Source organism: Brevibacterium sp. FME17, assembly GCF_014897515.1.
Lineage (GTDB): Bacteria > Actinomycetota > Actinomycetes > Actinomycetales > Brevibacteriaceae > Brevibacterium.
The window spans coordinates 1-16,390 of the sequence record NZ_JABUYD010000015.1; the positions used below are offsets into that span (position 1 = coordinate 1).

At 62.3% G+C, this 16,390-nt stretch carries 21 protein-coding genes; 10 read left to right on the top strand and 11 right to left on the bottom strand.

Annotated elements, in window-relative coordinates; genetic code table 11:
- The first annotated feature begins 385 nt into the window (after positions 1-385).
- From INT40_RS13580 to INT40_RS13595, 5 genes are all read left to right on the top strand, one after another.
- On the top strand, positions 386-790 hold the full coding sequence (locus INT40_RS13580; protein ID WP_193096269.1) for a hypothetical protein: 405 nt from the start codon (positions 386-388) through the stop codon (positions 788-790).
- 153 nt (positions 791-943) lie between these two features.
- The gene (locus INT40_RS13585; RefSeq protein ID WP_193096270.1) at positions 944-1,438 is read left to right on the top strand and encodes an alcohol dehydrogenase catalytic domain-containing protein; all 495 of its coding nucleotides are present in this window, start codon (positions 944-946) and stop codon (positions 1,436-1,438) included.
- A 9-nt stretch (positions 1,439-1,447) separates the two neighbouring features.
- Positions 1,448-1,789, top strand: coding sequence for a zinc-binding dehydrogenase (locus INT40_RS13590; protein ID WP_101572684.1), 342 nt, complete (start codon positions 1,448-1,450; stop codon positions 1,787-1,789).
- Complete coding sequence (locus INT40_RS21375) at positions 1,782-1,910, top strand: hypothetical protein (RefSeq protein ID WP_374701026.1); 129 nt, start codon at positions 1,782-1,784, stop codon at positions 1,908-1,910. The genes INT40_RS13590 and INT40_RS21375 overlap by 8 nt, the downstream gene beginning before the upstream one ends.
- 53 nt (positions 1,911-1,963) lie before the next feature.
- Positions 1,964-2,446, top strand: a complete 483-nt coding sequence (locus tag INT40_RS13595) for a hypothetical protein (RefSeq protein ID WP_193096271.1) — start codon at positions 1,964-1,966, stop codon at positions 2,444-2,446.
- Positions 2,447-2,519: 73 nt separating this feature from the next.
- Here INT40_RS13595 and INT40_RS13600 read toward each other — a convergent pair whose 3' ends face one another.
- On the bottom strand, positions 2,520-3,296 hold the full coding sequence (locus INT40_RS13600; protein WP_193096272.1) for a helix-turn-helix transcriptional regulator: 777 nt from the start codon (positions 3,294-3,296) through the stop codon (positions 2,520-2,522).
- Between the two features lie 48 nt (positions 3,297-3,344).
- On the opposite strand from INT40_RS13600, the gene INT40_RS13605 reads away from it, so the two are divergent.
- The gene (locus INT40_RS13605; RefSeq protein ID WP_193096273.1) at positions 3,345-3,833 is read left to right on the top strand and encodes a DUF2000 family protein; all 489 of its coding nucleotides are present in this window, start codon (positions 3,345-3,347) and stop codon (positions 3,831-3,833) included.
- Between the two features lie 77 nt (positions 3,834-3,910).
- Positions 3,911-4,777 carry a uroporphyrinogen-III synthase gene (locus tag INT40_RS13610; protein WP_193096274.1) on the top strand — a complete coding sequence of 289 codons (867 nt, stop codon included), beginning with the start codon at positions 3,911-3,913 and terminating at the stop codon, positions 4,775-4,777.
- On the opposite strand, the gene INT40_RS13615 is transcribed toward INT40_RS13610, so the two are convergent.
- The 6 genes from INT40_RS13615 to INT40_RS13640 all read right to left on the bottom strand — a co-directional run bounded on the left by INT40_RS13615 (position 4,753) and on the right by INT40_RS13640 (position 10,012).
- Positions 4,753-5,370, bottom strand: a complete 618-nt coding sequence (locus INT40_RS13615) for a DUF4166 domain-containing protein (RefSeq protein WP_193096275.1) — start codon at positions 5,368-5,370, stop codon at positions 4,753-4,755. The genes INT40_RS13610 and INT40_RS13615 overlap by 25 nt on opposite strands.
- Positions 5,371-5,435: 65 nt before the next feature.
- Positions 5,436-6,089, bottom strand: coding sequence for a histidine phosphatase family protein (locus INT40_RS13620; RefSeq protein WP_193096276.1), 654 nt, complete (start codon positions 6,087-6,089; stop codon positions 5,436-5,438).
- Between the two features lie 126 nt (positions 6,090-6,215).
- Positions 6,216-6,938, bottom strand: a complete 723-nt coding sequence (locus INT40_RS13625; RefSeq protein ID WP_193096277.1) for an alpha/beta fold hydrolase — start codon at positions 6,936-6,938, stop codon at positions 6,216-6,218.
- 219 nt (positions 6,939-7,157) lie between these two features.
- Positions 7,158-7,850 carry a GntR family transcriptional regulator gene (locus INT40_RS13630; RefSeq protein ID WP_193096278.1) on the bottom strand — a complete coding sequence of 231 codons (693 nt, stop codon included), beginning with the start codon at positions 7,848-7,850 and terminating at the stop codon, positions 7,158-7,160.
- A 6-nt stretch (positions 7,851-7,856) separates the two neighbouring features.
- Complete coding sequence (locus tag INT40_RS13635; RefSeq protein ID WP_101572702.1) at positions 7,857-8,792, bottom strand: hydroxymethylglutaryl-CoA lyase; 936 nt, start codon at positions 8,790-8,792, stop codon at positions 7,857-7,859.
- On the bottom strand, positions 8,792-10,012 hold the full coding sequence (locus tag INT40_RS13640; RefSeq protein WP_193096279.1) for a CaiB/BaiF CoA transferase family protein: 1,221 nt from the start codon (positions 10,010-10,012) through the stop codon (positions 8,792-8,794). The genes INT40_RS13635 and INT40_RS13640 overlap by 1 nt, the downstream gene beginning before the upstream one ends.
- 155 nt (positions 10,013-10,167) lie before the next feature.
- On the opposite strand from INT40_RS13640, the gene INT40_RS13645 reads away from it, so the two are divergent.
- Positions 10,168-11,520, top strand: a complete 1,353-nt coding sequence (locus tag INT40_RS13645; RefSeq protein WP_226831337.1) for a 2-hydroxycarboxylate transporter family protein — start codon at positions 10,168-10,170, stop codon at positions 11,518-11,520.
- On the opposite strand, the gene INT40_RS13650 is transcribed toward INT40_RS13645, so the two are convergent.
- Complete coding sequence (locus INT40_RS13650; protein ID WP_193096280.1) at positions 11,515-12,423, bottom strand: LysR family transcriptional regulator; 909 nt, start codon at positions 12,421-12,423, stop codon at positions 11,515-11,517. The two genes, INT40_RS13645 and INT40_RS13650, sit on opposite strands and share 6 nt — an antisense overlap.
- Before the next feature lie 146 nt (positions 12,424-12,569).
- Here INT40_RS13650 and INT40_RS13655 point away from each other — a divergent pair, with 146 nt between their 5' ends.
- Positions 12,570-13,502, top strand: a complete 933-nt coding sequence (locus tag INT40_RS13655; protein WP_226831338.1) for a CoA transferase subunit A — start codon at positions 12,570-12,572, stop codon at positions 13,500-13,502.
- Positions 13,499-14,311 (top strand): CoA-transferase subunit beta, encoded by an 813-nt coding sequence (locus INT40_RS13660; protein ID WP_193096281.1) that lies wholly within the window; start codon positions 13,499-13,501, stop codon positions 14,309-14,311. The genes INT40_RS13655 and INT40_RS13660 overlap by 4 nt, the downstream gene beginning before the upstream one ends.
- Positions 14,312-14,411: 100 nt before the next feature.
- Here the strand turns inward: INT40_RS13660 and INT40_RS13665 are convergent, their stop codons facing one another.
- The 3 genes from INT40_RS13665 to INT40_RS13675 all read right to left on the bottom strand — a co-directional run bounded on the left by INT40_RS13665 (position 14,412) and on the right by INT40_RS13675 (position 16,368).
- On the bottom strand, positions 14,412-15,305 hold the full coding sequence (locus tag INT40_RS13665; protein ID WP_193096282.1) for an oxidoreductase: 894 nt from the start codon (positions 15,303-15,305) through the stop codon (positions 14,412-14,414).
- A 41-nt stretch (positions 15,306-15,346) separates the two neighbouring features.
- Positions 15,347-16,081 (bottom strand): SDR family NAD(P)-dependent oxidoreductase, encoded by a 735-nt coding sequence (locus INT40_RS13670; RefSeq protein ID WP_193096283.1) that lies wholly within the window; start codon positions 16,079-16,081, stop codon positions 15,347-15,349.
- A 140-nt stretch (positions 16,082-16,221) separates the two neighbouring features.
- Positions 16,222-16,368, bottom strand: a complete 147-nt coding sequence (locus INT40_RS13675) for a hypothetical protein (RefSeq protein WP_193096284.1) — start codon at positions 16,366-16,368, stop codon at positions 16,222-16,224.
- Positions 16,369-16,390 lie beyond the last annotated feature (22 nt).

The window sequence follows — 16,390 nt, forward strand, 5'->3', positions numbered from 1 at the left end:
GGTCGGACTGATTTGCTCTGACACCTTGGTCCCGCTCAACCCTGACACGTAGGGAATCCGGCAAGCTGAACAAGAGCTATCTTGCTTGGATGCTTGGTACTAATGAGGCGGAACTCGAGGTCCCCAACCCAGCTCCTATGACTCCCATTGAGGGCGATGAGTTGCTATCGCTTCTTAGATAAGGCTGCTGGATGTGGATTTAAAACCCCTGTTCTTCTTCCATGACACCAACGTCCTCATCAACTTTAGTCTTTGCAATGAGATGGACTGTCTGAAGGAAATCCTGCAGGGTAGAGGCACCTGGACAGCAACTATCCGGCGTGAGTGCGATGGTCGTGGACCGTCGAATTAGGGGCTATCGGATCTTGGCTACGCGGCTGAGCTTGTGCTCGGCGAACCGGTCTTTCCCAGCGACGACGAGCATGTGCAGATTCGCCGGGTGCGGTGGGAGATGGCATTCGCAGAGGCGCTCGACGTAGATCTCGCTGAACAGAATATGAAGAATGGCGACGACAAGCACCTAGGCGAGGCTGAAACTATCACCATTATCCAGCGTCGCATGCTCAAGGCGATCTTTGTAACAGATGACTTCAAGGCCAGACCGTTTGCGGAGGGAATCAAGTGTATCGACACTTGGTCATTGGTGAGTGTCGGTCTGAGACTCGGAATTTTGAATGAGGAGCGGGTTCGGGCGATGCGTGAGAGGCTCATGAGTTTCAATAGAATCTCCCGTAATCACCGCAGAGAGATCTTCGACGCGGTGAAATTTGAAGAATGGCTTGCAGGATAGATCTACGGTTCGTAGCTCTTCAATGGGAAGATGATTCACACGACATACATACCGGGCGCCGTCCCTAGGGCTCGCCGGAACTGGCAAGTGAGATGAGACTGGTCATGGACGCCCACCTATGCGGCCGCCTCGGCGACGTTGAACGGTGGAGAGATGAATAAAATGCACGCGGTAGTCCAGAACGAATTCGGCCGGCCGGAAGTCCTCACTCTGATCCGCGACGCACCGATCCCCGACCCCATCCCCACCGAGGTCCAGGTGTGCGTCAGTCATGTGGGAGTCAACCCGGTCGCCGGCAAGACTCGTGGCGGAGCTTCAGTAGCAAAGCTCATGGGCACATTCCCCATCACCGTCGGATGGGATATCGCCGGCGAGGTCACCGCCCTGGGCAACGGGGTGAATCGTTTCGCTGTCGGTGACCGTGTCTTCGGGATGCCCCGTTTTCCGTACCCGGCCAACACGTATGCCGAATTCGTGACCTCACCGTCTCGCCACCTTGTGCGCATTCCCGATTCTCTGGATTTCGCGACTGCTGCGTCGATCCCTCTGCCTGCCACGACGGCTTACCAGATCGTGCACGAAGCCGCTGATGTGCGCAGCGGGCAGAGCGTGCTCGTCCTCGGCGGTGGCGGCACCGTCGGTAACTAAGTCGTGCAGATGGCGAAGAAGCTGGGCGCGACTGTCATCGGTCACGCAACGGGAGAGAAGCTGAAACATCTCGAGTCTCTCGGTGTGGCCCGGGCGATCGACTATGCGAGCGAGGAATTTGACGACCCCAACCTCGGCGGCGGAGGACTCAGTGATGTCGACATCTTTATCGACCTCAGCGGGGGAGAGTTCGCTCTCCGCGCAGTTGCACTGACCAAACCCGACGGGATCGTCGTCGGAGCACCCTTGGGGCTGCAACAGGGCCTCGACGCGGCTGCCGCACAGGCAGGGTGTCCGCTGGACGAACGTCATCGTCGAACCGGACCATGTTGCGCTCGAATACGTGGCTGAGCTCATCGAAAACGGGGAGCTTCATGTGCCTGCTCCGGCCACGGCCCCGCTCGAGGACGTTGTGCAGGTTCATCGGCAAATGGACGACGGCCACCTGTCTAAGACAGTGCTGACTATATGACTGCTTGACGGTCACACCTCCACGGTTCGATCGGGCCGTGCCACACGGATCCCATGACGGACGTGAATGCGATGTGTTCGACGGAGAAGATCGAACGCGGTGCCACCGCCGTGCACAAGGTGGGTCTGCAAGGGGTGGCGATCGATGCGCTGCCGGCGGAGGCAGGTCCTGCGACTCGGGCAGAGACCCACGCGATGCAGACCCGCTATGCCGAGTTGGAAGGGCAGCCCACCCGTGGGTGGAAGATTGCGGCGACGAGTCAGGCCGGGCAACGGCATATCAATGTCGAGGGCCCGCTTAGTGGTCGCGTGCTCGCCGACCGCATCCAAGGAGACGGAGAGGCCGTGTCGCTGAGCGGCAACTCGACGTGCCTGGCTGAGCCGGAGTTCGTGTTCGTCCTCGGTGCCGCGTTCCCTCCGCGTACAAGCATTTACACCCTCGACGAGGTGATGGAGGCTGTGGCTGTGCTGCACTTCGGCATCGAACTGCCAAGTTCTCATCGAGGACGAAGTTGTCGACAACAATCTGCCTGTTAAGGAGATAGCGGTCTGGCTCAGTCAACGCCAGGCTTGAACAACTGCTACTTCGCTGGTCGGTCTGCTCTTAGCTTCATGCCGCGAAGACGCCCGGTGTCGTTCCCAACGTTCGGCGGAAGTGCCGGGTGAGATGGGACTGGTCGTGGAAGCCGGACTGGGCGGCCGCCTCAGCGGGGGAGAGCCCGGACAGGAGGAGTCGTCGAGCACGATCCACGCGACGGCCCACGACGTACTGGTGTGGAGCAATCCTGTAGGTCTGGGTGAACACCCTGACCAGGTGACTGCGGTGGGCGCCTAAGTCTGCGGCCGCCTCGGCGATGGTGACCGTTTCCTCCAGTCGATCATCGAGCAGGTGACGCAGACGACGGGCCAGGGGCTTGTCGGTGGCAGTGTCGACCGGTGACTTCAGGTGCGGCTGTACGAGATCGCGCAGAGCAAGGACACTGCACTCGGCGGCGAGGACGTCGGCCGGGTCATTCAACGCGGCATGGATCTGGTCGACGGTCGAGATAGCCTTCGGATCGAAGAGCGTCGGAGCCTCCGCCGCAGCATCGACGGCTTTATGAGGCAGCCATTCGGGCTCGAGGTAGAGCACGCGTTTGCGGAACGGAACATCCGGAGTCGCCGAGCGACCATCATGGGGCACCTGCGGCGGCAGCAGCGTCACCGCCGAGTTCGACGTCTGGTGCTCGTGGCGATCCAAATCGTAGGTCACTGTGCCCTGATCGACGAGCAGCACCGTCCACGAATCATGAGTGTGAGACGGGTAGGCATGGTGCTCGAACCGGGCGTGGAGGACCTCCTGCACCAGGGGCACATCCGGGTGCCACGCGTGGATCACATCAGCCATGTCACAAACGTACAAGACCCACCTGTGGAAACCGGTCAGAGTGGGAACATGCACGAAAACACGAACACAGCAGAAACCGATGTAAGCACGTCCACCGATACGGTCGGTGCAACCGGCGCCGAGGTGGTGCGATTCGATACGAAGGTCGTCGTGGTTCTCCGCGATAACCTGCTTCCCTGGCAGGAACTCAACGTCACCGCGTTCCTCATGTCCGGCATCGCCACGAGCCAATCAGGGTTGGTGGGCGAGAGCTACCGAGATGCCGACGGCAACGACTACCTTCCGATGCTGCGCCAGCCAGTCCTCGTCATGACCGCCGGCGTAGAGGCGCTGGCCAAGGCCCGGACGAAGGCGCTGGGCCGCGGAATACCGATGGCTGTGTACACGGAGGAACTGTTCTCGACCGGCCACGATGCCGCCAACCGTGAGGCTGTGGCGGCGGTCGCGGCCGAGGATCTCAATTTAGTCGGCATTGCTCTGCGTGGTCCGAAGAATGTTGTCGATCGGGTGGTCAAGGGCGCGCGCATGCATGGGTGAGGTGCTGAGCTGACGCTTGTGGTGGTCGTCTCGATGTACGAGTTGCCCTGACGTCCTGCGGAAGCAAGGATATGTCCATGGATGAGTCTCGTGCCGCCCTGAGTGGCCAGTTGTCCGGATGCCGCGTGGTCCTGACTGCTCAGCGGAAGGCTGAACAGTTCGCGACCGCCCTCGAACGGCACGGCGCGGAGATCGTGCATGCGCCCACACTGTCGGTCATCCCCAACGTCGATGACCCCGAACTCGTCGCACGCACCCGTGCACTCATCGGCACCCAACCCGAGGTCGTCGTGGTCACGACCGGAGTCGGTTTCAACGGCTGGGCCGAAGTCGCCGAGGCCGAAGGGCTGAGCGAACAGTGGCACGCCATGCTCACTGGAGCCCGGATCATCGCCCGCGGTCCCAAGGCCCGCGGCGCAATCCAAGCCGCCGGGCTGACACCGGCCTGGGTTGCCGAATCAGAGACCAACTCCGAGATCCAGCAGGTTCTGCTCGAACAGGGCGTGCGTGGCCTTCGGATCGCGGTGCAGCACCACGGCGCTGGCGCCGATGGTCTGGACGAAGCCTTCGCCGCAGCCGGTGCCGAGGTCAGCTCGCTGGTGGTCTACCGGTGGGGTCCCGCACCAAATCCAGACGCTGTGGTGGCAGCTGTCGAACTCGTCGCGGACCGCCGTTGCGATGCTGTGGCCTTCACCTCGGCGCCCGGGGTCACCGCCTTTCTGGAGGCCGCTCGTGACCAGGGGCTGCTGCCTGAGGTCGTCGCCGCGTTCACCGACAAGAACGGTGTCCTCGCCGCTGTGGTCGGCAACGTCACGGCGGCACCCCTGGTGGTGCACGGAATCGAGCCGTTGATCCCAGAGAGATTCCGCCTTGGCGCACTCGTGCGCACCCTGGTCACCGAACTCAAGGCCCGCCGACGTCAGTCTTCCTCTTGGATTCGGTAGGTGAATGACCCGTGGTACTCATACACCCGGCCCAGGGCAGGGACATCAACTGTGAGGCTGACCTTCTGGAGTGCCGCCTCGGCGTCGAAGCGCTCGCTCAAGGCGATCACCGGACGAATGACCTTCGGGACAGGCAGACGGATAGGTCCCAACCGCACGGTGACGCCACGACTGCTCAGACTCAACCCACCCTCATCCGCCGCGACATCGAATGAAGCTTCTACCAGGGCCGGTCGGCCCAGCACATCGACGACTTGGCCCGACTCGGACACAGAGACGGCGTCGACCATCGTCCAGGTGCCCGACTCCAGTTTCAGAGTGCGGGCAGCAGTCTGCTGGCCGGCAACCGTTCGGTTCTCGATCCGAAACGGGACCTGGTAGTGCATCCCGGGCGCAATCACATGACGTCGTGCCAGCCACTGGAGGATCGGTCGCAGCCACCATCGTTGGGTGCCGAAGCGCTCGAAGATGCCGTCGCCAACACCGACCGAACCTGCGGGGATCGCAGCAAAGTAGCGCTGCAGCACCGGGTGCAGCTCAGATAGTTGGGAACCGAGGGCTCGCTCATACGGCGATCTCATCTCAGGGCTCATGCCTGCGAGTATATGCGGCGGCCCGGCGCGGTCTGCCACCGAGCCGGGCCGCCTGACTGAGTCGACTAGCGGTAGGTGACCCGCTCCGGGGTCTGGTGGCCATGTTCGTTGAAGGAGATGAGACTGGTGCCGCTGCGGCCGGTGATGATGCGGGTGATCCCGGTGTTGACGGTCACCCGATTGAACGCCATCCACTGGTCGAAACCACCACCGAGGAGTCTGGCCGCCGTCCACGCGATCGCCCCCGCGCTGGAGACGACGATCGTCGATTCACCCGACCCTATCGACGCGCACACCTCGTCGAGGGCGCGGTCGACTCGTGTGCTGAACTGCTTGAACGTCTCCGAGTAGTCGCCATCATGCTCTCCGCTGGCCCACCGGGCTGCTCCACGTTCGAGTTCGGCTTGGAAGATCTTCGAATCCTGCTTCGCACGCGGATCGGTGTCGGTCAGCGCCCCGGTGAGCTCCCAAGCCTGATACTCGTTCCACCCGGGATCGATCTGCGCATCCAGCTGACTGCCGAGACCTGTCTGAATGCCTTCGGCAGTCTGTCGCTGCCGCAGCATCTCTCCGTGGATGACGCCCACGGGCGAGACCTTCTGCGCTCCCAGGTGCTCGCCGGTGATGCGGCTCTGCTCCTTGCCCAGATCGGACAGTCGGTCATAGTCATCGGTGCCGAATGACGCCTGGCCATGCCTGACCAGATAAAGAACACTCATCTCTCACTCCTGCGTAGAAGATGCCAATAAAAAACGGGTTAGGCTTAGCCTGCGACTGAGCCTAACCCGTTACGAACTTCAGCGGCGGATCGATCCACCGTCGCCTCTTGGGCTCAGCGCAGGCATTTACAGGCTCACCCTTTCGATGATGAGGGAGGCGGCCACTGCTGGTTCGTCCTTCATGGGGAAGTGCCCGCAACCGGGAATCTCGACCCAACGAATCGATTGGTCGAGCAGAGCCGCTTGCTGGATGCCGCGGGTGTCCAGAATTGGGTCCGCGTCGCCCCACGCAATCGTAGCGGGTATCCGGATGTCGGCACTGAGACGGACGACGAGGCCCGGTAGCAAATAGCGGGTGAAACCAGACCAACTAGGCTGGTTCCTCGCACCAGTCGTCAGACGACCAACCCGAGTGGTGTTTCTCTTCGCGGTTCGATTCGTTCCGCGCTTGAGGGCCTCGGCGAGCCGGTTCCGAACCAGGCGACCGCCCGCGAGGACGAGGTGAGTCGCGGAAGAGAAACCGGCAGGAGTGAGGGCTGTCACGCTCGATACGAGACCATCGACGGCCATTCGCAGCGCCAGGTATCCACCGAAGGAGTTGCCGACGACGTGGACTTGTGTCAGCTCCAGCGACTCGAGCGTGAAAACGATGCGTCGGATTGTGTCGGCGATCGTCCACTCCCGACCTCCGGAGAGTCCGTGTCCGGGAAGATCGATGGCGATGACCTGGCACCCGTTTGCCACGAGAATGGGTGTGATCGCTCGCCAGACAGTATGGCGATCACCGAGGCCGTGGATGAGGAGGACGGGAATGCCTTCACCGGAAGACACATAGTGCAAGGGACGCATGTCTTCAGTGTAGGAGTGTCAGGTTTTTGTTAGGGGCTTGCAGCAATGTCTTGCTGGCACCGTTTTCTGACCTGCCTCAGCGTCGGCCGAATAGAACCGCACGGATGTCAGAAGCCCACCCCTGCGAGCCTCCCCTGCCGGGCCTGCCGTCTGTTGGCGGTTTCACGTGGCAGGCTGCGCAACAACCCTCCCCGGTCTCAAACGGGTGGCCAGCCGACGTCAGCCGTCAGCATTCGGTCGAGCCCGCTGCATCGATTTGAATCGGTTGAGCCCGCTGATGATGTGAGTCTTGCTCACCGCTGCCACCCACTCCTTATCCTCGGCCCGGGCGGCAGCGATCAGCTCGTCATGGTGGTGCATACTCGAGACCACATCGGTGTCCGAATACGAGGAGAATAGCTTCGCCACGACGATGGGGATCATGAGGTTGAACGTGGTCGAAATAAGCGACTGGGCGGCGCTGCGGCGGATGATGATGCCGTGGAATTCGTTATTCACCGATGCGATCCGATGCCGGGTCGCCGGATCGGTCGCCAGGCTCTTCATCTGGTCCGTCAACCCGGTCAATGCGGTGAAATCATCGTCGGTGAGCCGTCCGACGCTCTCCGACATCACGTACGGTTCGATGACGGCGCGCGACCGATAGATCTGCTCGATCTCCTCGGCATCGTAGCTGCGCACGCGTGTGCCGCGGCGGGGCACGACCTCGACGACACCGACGCCCACCAGCTCACGAAACGCCTCCCGGATGGGAGTCCGACTCACGCCGAGGCGGCTGGCCAGATCGTTCTCCCGAATCCATGAACCCGGCGGCAGGTCACCGGAGATCACCAGTCCGAGAATGCGCGAGCTCACCTCGGTCCAATGGGCTTCGCCGAACTGTCGCGAACGGGCGTCTTCGGTCACTGACATTCGAGCTCAGTCCCAGGTCGCTTTGGCAAGATCCTCGCGGGTCCCGCCACGGCTGACGAACGAGCTGACGGGGAACTTCGTCTCCTCGATGAGACTTTCAGAGAGTTGTCTGACACGCTGCAAGTCTATGCCGGTGGAAATGCCCATTCCATCCATCAGATGAATGAGATCCTCGGTTGCCATGTTGCCCAGGACCGTTGGATCGCCGGGGAACCACATATCGCCGCCGAGTCCACCGATCGACGACTCCATCCAATCCGCGCCAGCGGACAGCGCGGCCAGGGCATTCGCCGGCGCGAACCCGTTGCGGTTGTGCAGGTGGGTTCCGATCTCCAGATCGGGGAAGTCCCTCTTCGCTTCGCTGATTCCGGTGAAGACCTCGAGCGGAGTCTCCTCACCGGTCGTGGTGGCAAGATAGACGCCCTCGGCGCCCACCTCGGCGGCCTTGTCCATCACCCTGTCCCGAGCCGCCTTCGACACCGGTCCGTAGCAGGGGGAGAAGAACGCGCAGGCGACGGCGACGATCAGCCGCTGTCCCGAGGCCCGCGAGACCCGTCGGATCTCGTCGAGCTGGTCCAACAGCCCTTCGGTCGTCGTTCCCTGGTTCTTCAACGCCATGCCGTCCTCGGCCGGAACGACGAACGTCAGCTCGTCGAGTTCGCATTCGGCGGCCCGCTGGGCGCCCCGGGCGTTGGGAACCAGAGCGCGGAAGCGCACATCGGGTGGGCGCGGAATTTCGGCCAGGACCGCCTCGGCGTCGGCCAGCTGCGGCAGTACCTTCGGGTGGGCGAAGGACGCGACCTCGATCTCCTTGAACCCGGCGGCGATCATGTCGGCGACCATCTCGATCTTGCGGTCGGTGGGAACTGGGGTGTCGACGGCCTGGAGCCCGTCGCGGAGTCCGACCTCGACGATGCGTGCACGGTCCGGCAGATTCCACATCAGCGGATCACTCCCTTGTCTCTCAGCTCTGCAAGGGCGTCGTGATCGAAGCCGACCTGGGTGAGTACCTCCTCGGTGTCCTGGCCCAGCTCGGGTCCGACCCATCGCACCGCGGTATCCGTTCGACTCAGCCGGGGGAAGGCATTCTGCATGGTCACCGACCCATAGTTCGCACTCTCGACCTCGACGACGGACCTGCGTGCCTTGTACTGGGGGTCGTTGAGCATGTCCTCGACGCGGAAGATCTTTCCGACCGGGACGGAATGCTCATTGAGGAGCGCCACGAGGTCATCGGCACTGAACTGCAGGGAGAACTCGGCGACCAGCTCATCGAGTTCTGCCTGGCGATCGCCTCGGGCGATGTGGGTGGCGTACTCGGGCTCGTCGGCGAGTTCGGGGTTGCCCATCGCCGTGGCCAGGCGGCGGAAGACCGTGTCCTGATTGGCTGCGATGATGAGCCATTGGCCGTCGGAGGTGGGGTAGACGTTGCTGGGGGCGATCTTGGGGAGCGTTGAGCCGCTGCGTTCCTTCTGGATTCCCTCTTCAGCCCATTCGGGCACGAGCGACTCCATCATTCCCAGCACCGATTCGTAGATGGCTGAGTCGATGACCTGGCCGAGCCCGCTGTTGTGCCGTTCCTGGAGGGCAGCGAGGACGCCGATGGTTCCGAACAGCGCTGCCAAAGAGTCTCCGATGGACACTCCGACGCGCGATGGGGGAGTGGACGGGTCGCCGACGACGTAGCGGAGGCCGCCCATGGCTTCACCGATCGACCCGTAGCCCGCCTGCTTGGCATATGGTCCGCTCTGCCCGAAGCCGGAGACGCGCAGCATGATGAGGCCGGGGTTGGTGCGGCTGAGCTCTTCGTGGCTGAGTCCCCACTTCTCGAGCGAGCCGGGCCGGAAGTTCTCGACGACGATGTCTGCGGAGTCGGCCAGGGTGCGCGCGGCCGCTTGGCCTTCGGGGGTGCGCAGGTTGAGAGTCACCGACTTCTTGTTGCGGGCAAGGACGGACCACCAGAGGGACGAGCCTTTGACTGTTGCCTGCCCCCACTGTCGCATCGGATCGCCGTTCTTCGGATCCTCGACCTTGATGACCTCCGCGCCGAGGTCGCCGAGGAGCTGCCCGCAGAATGGTCCGGCGATGAGCTGACCCATCTCCAGGACGCGAATTCCTCGCAGTGGGCCGGACCCTGTCGGCCGTGCTGTCCCTACGTTCACTGGTTCTCCCTTGAATCAATAAGTTGCATACAATCATTCGGAATTGTGGGGTATGCTTTCAAGCGTTCCCCGTAATGGAGCAGATCTAAGAAACACCATACACGGAACTGTATGCAATCAACGAAGTTTGTCTACCAGCTAGGACCGCAACGATCATGACCAGCCGAGACGTCAAGGAAGACTCTGCCCAGGCGGAGAACATGCAGGAGAGGAAGTGGTCCTTCGACCGTACGATCATGGGGCTGCCGGTCTGGGCATTCATTCCGATGGCGATCATTGCCCTGGTGGCCGTGAGCTTCACGTCCGAGGAGACCGGAATGACCGCGGCATTCGCTGTGGTCATGTCACTCGGCGGAGTGCTGATGTGGGTGGGAAGCTCGATGCCCTACTTCAAGCTCATTGGCGGCGGAGTGATCCTGTGCATCCTGGTCCCGGCGATCTTCCAATATTTCGGAATCCTGCCCGGAGCGGTCGAAGGTCTGGTCACCAGCTTCTACGACACCTCCGGCTTCGGTGAATTCGTCGTCGCGGCGCTCATCACCGGCAGCATCCTCGGCATGCCGCGCGGACTGCTCATCAAGGCCGGCGCCCGCATCCTCATCCCCATCATCGCCACGATCGCAGTGTGCTTCGCCGTCCTCGGCCTAGTCGGAAAGCTCACCGGTGTCGGTGCCGGCTATGCGATCTTCTTCGTCGCCGGTCCGGTCCTGGGCGGAGGCGTCGCGGCGGGCGCAATCCCGATCTCGGAGATCATTGCACAGAATGGCGACCAGCCGGCGTCTGCCTATCTGACGGCTCTCGTCCCGGCCGTGGCTGTCGGCAACATCATGTGCATCATCATCGCGGCAGTCCTCAACACTGCGGGGAAGAAGCAGGGGTACAGGTTCCGTGCCTTCAACGGCAAAGGCGTGCTTGCCCAGGGAGTGAAGCTTCCCGAGGGCACAGCTGAGAAGCTCTCTTCGCCCGCGGCAGCAGTCAAGCTGGCGACGACTGGCTTCTTCCTGGCCGGGGCGCTCTTCGTCGTGTCGAATCTGCTCAGCGACCTGGTGCCTGCCCTCCACGCCTATGTGTTCCTCATCGTCATCTGCGCGCTCATCAAGGTGTTCATTCCGCTGCCCGAGTACGTCGAAGCCTCGGTCGACCTCTGGTACGTTTTCGTCGCCAACGCGATGATCCCCGCAATTCTCGTGGCCCTCAGCATCATTGCCATCAACATCGACGAGGTGCTCTCATTGGTCTCGGACCCCGGCTATATGATGATGACGCTGCTGACGGTGGTCATCGCGACTGTCGTCGCCGGGTTCGTCGGGTGGTTCGTCAAGCTGTATTGGATCGAGTCCGCGATCTCCGCGGGGCTGGGGTTGGCCGACTTCGGCTCCAGCGGTGATCTTGCTGTCCTGCAGGCGTCGCAGCGTCTGAACCTGCTTCCGTTCCTGTCGATCTCATCGCGCATCGGCGGAGGAATCGTGCTCGTCGCACTGTCTGCCCTGGCCCCCTACCTGCTATAGGGATGGCTCGGTAGGTGCCGGGAACAGCTGTTCCGACAAGCGCAGGACCTCCCGCAGGGCCGGGCTGTCGTAATACTTCCGCCAGGCCATGAGTAGGGGGAAGGGTCCCTGATCGTCTTCGAGCGGAATGAATGTGACATTGGAAAACGTGAAGTTGTCCGGCACGGATGAGACCGTGACCGAACATCCGAACTCGGCCCCGACCAGCGACAGGATGGTCCAGCTGTCCGGAGCCACCTGAACCACGTTGGGGCTGAACCCCGCTGCCTGCGACAGTGCGTAGAGACGCTCGATGGTTGTCGAGCCTGGGTTCGGGGGCAAGGTGATGAACTCTTCGTCCTTCAGTTCTGCCATCGACACGGACTCCCGGTCGGCAAGCGGATGGTTCTTGTGGACGGCGATGACGAGGGACTCTTCAGCGATCATGCGTGTCTCCACGGCCTGTGGGATGAATGGCCAGTGACCGAAGGCAAGGTCGAATGAACCATCTGCAACTCCCTCGATGGACGGAAGCGCGAATGTGGCGCTCTGCAGGCTCAATTGGATTCCGGGATGAGTGCTGCGGACCAATTTCGACAGTCGACCCACAAGTGTGTGAGTCGCAATCCCCGTGAACGCAAAACGCAGATGACCGACTTCGCCCTGCCCGGCGGCCTTCACCGCCGCGTCGGCCAAACGGTGGCTGATGAGAATGTTTCGAGCCGGCTCCACCAGGGCTTCGCCCGCTGCGGTCAGGCGCACTGAGCGAGTGCTGCGTTCGAAGAGCTGGGCCGACAACGACTGTTCCAGATTTCGGATGAGGCGACTCACCTGCGGCTGTGTCATCCGCAGACGCTCAGCCGCGTGTCCGAAGTGGAGCTCTTCGGCCAGTACGAGGAATGTTCGAATCTGCTTGACGTCCAAGTCCAGGCCTTCCAATCAGTGGGTTCTTCGGGTCATAGCCGACAAGCCTGTGATGATTCATGTCAGATGGGAATCAAAAAGCAGCACAATATGCATTGGACTAGCATAAATGATTTTGGCAGGATGATCGAGGTCACAGTCAATCGATGCTCAAGGAGGACGCGATGGACAAGACGACGAGCCTGTCAGAGGCGATCAGCACCCATCTCAATGATGGCGATACGGTCGCGCTCGAAGGCTTCGGCCACCTCGTGCCGGTTGCTGCCGCGCACGAGATCATCCGACAGAAATTCTCGAATCTCACCCTGGCGCGCATGTCCTGTGATGTCATCGTCGACCAGCTCCTCGGCGCGAACTGCCTCACGGGACTGATCGCAGCCTTCATCGCCAACAGCTCGGCAGGTTCTCTCTATGAACTGCGCCGAAGAATTGAGCACTCGGATCCGGAGCCGCTGTGGTTCGACGAATACAGCCACGGCGGAATGGTGGCCAGATACCAGGCCGGTGCCTCGAAACTCCCGTTCCAGCCGATCGCCTCCTATCGCGGCGGCGATCTCGCCGAGAAGAATCCCCGAATCAGATCCGTGGACGACCCCTTCGGCGGTCCGCCGATCTACGTCGTGCCCGCACTCAACCCGGACCTCACCGTCATCCACGCCCAACGTGCCGACTCCGCCGGCAATGTGCAGGCCTGGGGCATGCTGGGAATCCAGACCGAAGCAGCCTTCGCCGGTCGACGACTCATCGTCACCGTCGAAGAGATCGTCGACGAGTCCATCATCCGGTCCGACCCGAATCGCACCATCGTCCCGTCCCACGTCGTCGACGCAGTCGTTGAAGTTCCACGAGGTGCACATCCGCACGCCGTGCAGGGATACTACGACCGCGACGATGCGTTCTCCCGGGACTGGTCGGCTCTCGCCCGGGACGCCGAGGCGGTCAAGGCCTGGTTGCAGACCAACATCCACGACACCGCAGATCACGAAGAATTCCTCGCACTCCTCGGACCCGACCATTTCGACCACCTGGGAATCCGTGACGCCTATTCGACACCCGTCAACTATGGAGGTCGGGAATGACTGCTGATACCTCGAATCACACCGCCGCGGAGAACGAGGGCGAGGACATCACGAGCAGTGAACTGCTCGCCATCCATTCGGCGCGTGCCCTGGCCGGACGCCGCGTCGTCTTCGCCGGACATGGCTTGCCGACGCTGGCCACCTCACTGGCTCAGCGAACCGTGGCACCGGAGATAGAAATCGTCTATGAGTCGGGAGTCGCCGGGGCCAGGCCACCGGACCTGCCGCGCACCATCTCTGATTCTGTGCTGGTACCGGGCGCCGCCTCGGTGATTCCGATGACTCACCTGTTCAACTACGTCCTGCAGGGGCAACGCATCGATGTCGGATTCCTCGGTGCCGCTCAGGTCGATCGCTACGGCAGCCTCAACTCCACCCTGATCGGCGAGGACTGGGAACACCCCGACAGCAGGCTTCCAGGCTCCGGCGGAGCCATCGAAGCCATGGCTGGGGCGGCCGAGATCTTCCTCGTGATGCGCCGACACACCCCGCGCACGTTCGTCGAAACCCTTGACTTCGTCACCTCGCCCAGTCCCCACCGGGCCGCACAGTCTGAGGTCGGGGTCATGCCAGCCGGTGCGGGGGTCACGCATGTGATCACGGATCTGGGAATCATGACCCGATTCGCCCAGGACGAGGAGCTCACGCTGAGCGCGGTGCACCCAGGGATCGACCCTGCCGAGGTCGTCCGGCAGACCGGCTGGAATCTGAAGGTCTCAGCTGACATTGAGACAACCCAGCCGCCCACAGCAGAGGAACTGGCTCTGTTGCGCGAAACCCTCGATCCCAACCGGGTCTATCTGCGCTGACCGATCAGTCGTGATGGGCACCAGTTGCTCCGGTATGGTTGTCCGTGGACTCGGCTGCGATCAGTCCACCGCGCTGAAGGGATTTCGGTGCTGGCGAGCGCTATTCGACATCAAGTCCGAAACCGACGTCCGTGAGCTCCGCGGAGACCTCCCACAGACGGCGAGCCGTGGCGGGGTCGCTGGCAGCGGCGGAGCGACCGACCAGTGTGGGGGAGCCGCGCAGCTCGCCACGTCCGTCCGGGCCGACGTAGCTGGCTCCCGGCAGGTCCTGAGTCGGAGCGAACAACGACGGCAGGGCCCCATGCTCGCCGGTCTGCGCAAAAACGCGCCCGGCAAGATCCGCCGCAGCAACGAGCACTTTGGCCCGGCCCTTGGTGCCGAGGCTCGTCGCCGCATAGCCCGGATGTACAGCCAGCGAGCGCACAGCCGAACCCGCCTGTTGCAGGCGACGCTCGAGATCGAGGCTGAACAGCAGATTCGCCAGCTTGGACTGCCCATAGGCCGCGGCGAAACCGTATCTGCGCCTCCGCAGCGCCAGATCGTCGAAATGGATCTGACCGGCTTTATGCGCACCGGATGCGACTGTGACCACTCGGTCGGTGATGTGCGGCAGAAGGAGGTTGGTCAGGGCGAAGTGACCGAGATGGTTGGTCCCGAACTGCAGGTCGTATCCGTCCTTGGTTACGTTGCCGGCGAGTCCGGCGACCCCGGCGTTGTTGATGAGGATGTCAAGCGGACTGCTCCACGACTGCGCGAATGCGCGGATTGAGCTCAGGTCGGCGAGATCGAGTTTCCAGACCTCTGTGCTGCCTCTCGTAGCAGAAGCAGCCTCCTGCCCTCGATGCAGGCTACGGACCGCGAGGACGACATGCGCTCCTGCTCGGGCGAAAGCAGCTGCAGTCGCGGCCCCGACCCCGCCGTTGGCTCCGGTGACCATCACCGTGCGATTATCCATTGCGGGCATGTCAGCCGCAGTCCAACGATATTTCGCCATCACCCGACCCTACTCGGTGAACCGGGCTTCACACGTCAATCTCAGGGCCGGCTGAGCTGGGCCATCCTTCCGCCGTCCACTGCGTAGACCTGGCCGGTGATGAAGCTCGCCTCGCCCGCTGCGAGGAAGGCGACGAGAGCGGCGACCTCCTTGGCCTTCCCCGGTCTGCCGACAGGGTGGATGCGACCGATCTCGCGTTTGAACTCCTGCGGATCAGGCAAGCTCTCGATGAACGCCCGATTGAGTTCGGTATCGATCCAGCCGGGCGCCACCGCGTTGCAGCGGATACCCTCGTCTCCGTGGTCGACGGCAACTGCACGGGTCAAACCGTGGAGACCGGCCTTGGATGCGGAATACGCGGCGTGGCCTGGATTGGCCCACAGGCCTTCGAGCGACCCGACATTGACGACTGCTCCATGCGTCTTCCGGAGATGCTCCAGTGCCGCTCGGATCATCAGGAACGGGCCGGTGAGATTGACTGCCAGATTGCGATTCCACTCCTCGACCGACATGTCCTCGACCGTCGATTCCTGCATCATGCCGGCATTGTTGACGAGGACGTCGAGTCGCCCGGTGCGTGCGATCACCTCGTCGACGGCCGACTGTGCCCCGGCTGCATCGGCGATGTCGGCCGAAATCGAGGGGAACCTGTCATCGGCACTCCTCTGCACGGTGACGACTTCGGCGCCTTCTCTCTGGAGTCGGAGAGCGATCTCCTGGCCGATCCCAGACCGCCCACCGGTCACGATGGCGACCTTGTTCTCGAAGCGCTTCATCTCACTTCCTTTCCATCGTTGATCTCGTAGAGGTCTCTGCCCGTGCTGATTCTCGCACCAGAAGACATGATGGCATCCCCGGAGATGGAATCTTCTTAGCAGGTGTTTCTGAGAAGATTTCGATCGTTGAGATGCGCCGCTCAGTGGTCGGTGCTGATGTAGAGCCCTTCCCACGGAAATGTCTCGACGGCGTCTCGCGCCGGCGGGATGAATGGCTGAGTGTGGGCGAGCATCTCCTTTGCGACGGTGCGGTAGAAGGTGCTTGCAGAAGAGCCGAGTGACAACATGATTTCTCCTTCGAAACTGAGT

Bases quoted from the DNA above. Each gene is read 5' to 3' on its own strand.
- INT40_RS13675 (WP_193096284.1), bottom strand. From the start codon at position 16,368: ATGTTGTCACTCGGCTCTTCTGCAAGCACCTTCTACCGCACCGTCGCA.
- INT40_RS13625 (WP_193096277.1), bottom strand. From the start codon at position 6,938: ATGCGTCCCTTGCACTATGTGTCTTCCGGTGAAGGCATTCCCGTCCTC.
- INT40_RS13670 (WP_193096283.1), bottom strand. From the start codon at position 16,081: ATGAAGCGCTTCGAGAACAAGGTCGCCATCGTGACCGGTGGGCGGTCT.
- INT40_RS13610 (WP_193096274.1), top strand. From the start codon at position 3,911: ATGGATGAGTCTCGTGCCGCCCTGAGTGGCCAGTTGTCCGGATGCCGC.
- INT40_RS13655 (WP_226831338.1), top strand. From the start codon at position 12,570: ATGCTCAAGGAGGACGCGATGGACAAGACGACGAGCCTGTCAGAGGCG.
- INT40_RS13635 (WP_101572702.1), bottom strand. From the start codon at position 8,792: ATGTGGAATCTGCCGGACCGTGCACGCATCGTCGAGGTCGGACTCCGC.
- INT40_RS13620 (WP_193096276.1), bottom strand. From the start codon at position 6,089: ATGAGTGTTCTTTATCTGGTCAGGCATGGCCAGGCGTCATTCGGCACC.
- INT40_RS13615 (WP_193096275.1), bottom strand. From the start codon at position 5,370: ATGAGCCCTGAGATGAGATCGCCGTATGAGCGAGCCCTCGGTTCCCAA.
- INT40_RS13660 (WP_193096281.1), top strand. From the start codon at position 13,499: ATGACTGCTGATACCTCGAATCACACCGCCGCGGAGAACGAGGGCGAG.
- INT40_RS13595 (WP_193096271.1), top strand. From the start codon at position 1,964: ATGACGGACGTGAATGCGATGTGTTCGACGGAGAAGATCGAACGCGGT.
- INT40_RS13665 (WP_193096282.1), bottom strand. From the start codon at position 15,305: ATGGCGAAATATCGTTGGACTGCGGCTGACATGCCCGCAATGGATAAT.
- INT40_RS13590 (WP_101572684.1), top strand. From the start codon at position 1,448: ATGGCGAAGAAGCTGGGCGCGACTGTCATCGGTCACGCAACGGGAGAG.
- INT40_RS13585 (WP_193096270.1), top strand. From the start codon at position 944: ATGAATAAAATGCACGCGGTAGTCCAGAACGAATTCGGCCGGCCGGAA.
- INT40_RS13645 (WP_226831337.1), top strand. From the start codon at position 10,168: ATGACCAGCCGAGACGTCAAGGAAGACTCTGCCCAGGCGGAGAACATG.
- INT40_RS13605 (WP_193096273.1), top strand. From the start codon at position 3,345: ATGCACGAAAACACGAACACAGCAGAAACCGATGTAAGCACGTCCACC.
- INT40_RS13630 (WP_193096278.1), bottom strand. From the start codon at position 7,850: ATGTCAGTGACCGAAGACGCCCGTTCGCGACAGTTCGGCGAAGCCCAT.
- INT40_RS13600 (WP_193096272.1), bottom strand. From the start codon at position 3,296: ATGGCTGATGTGATCCACGCGTGGCACCCGGATGTGCCCCTGGTGCAG.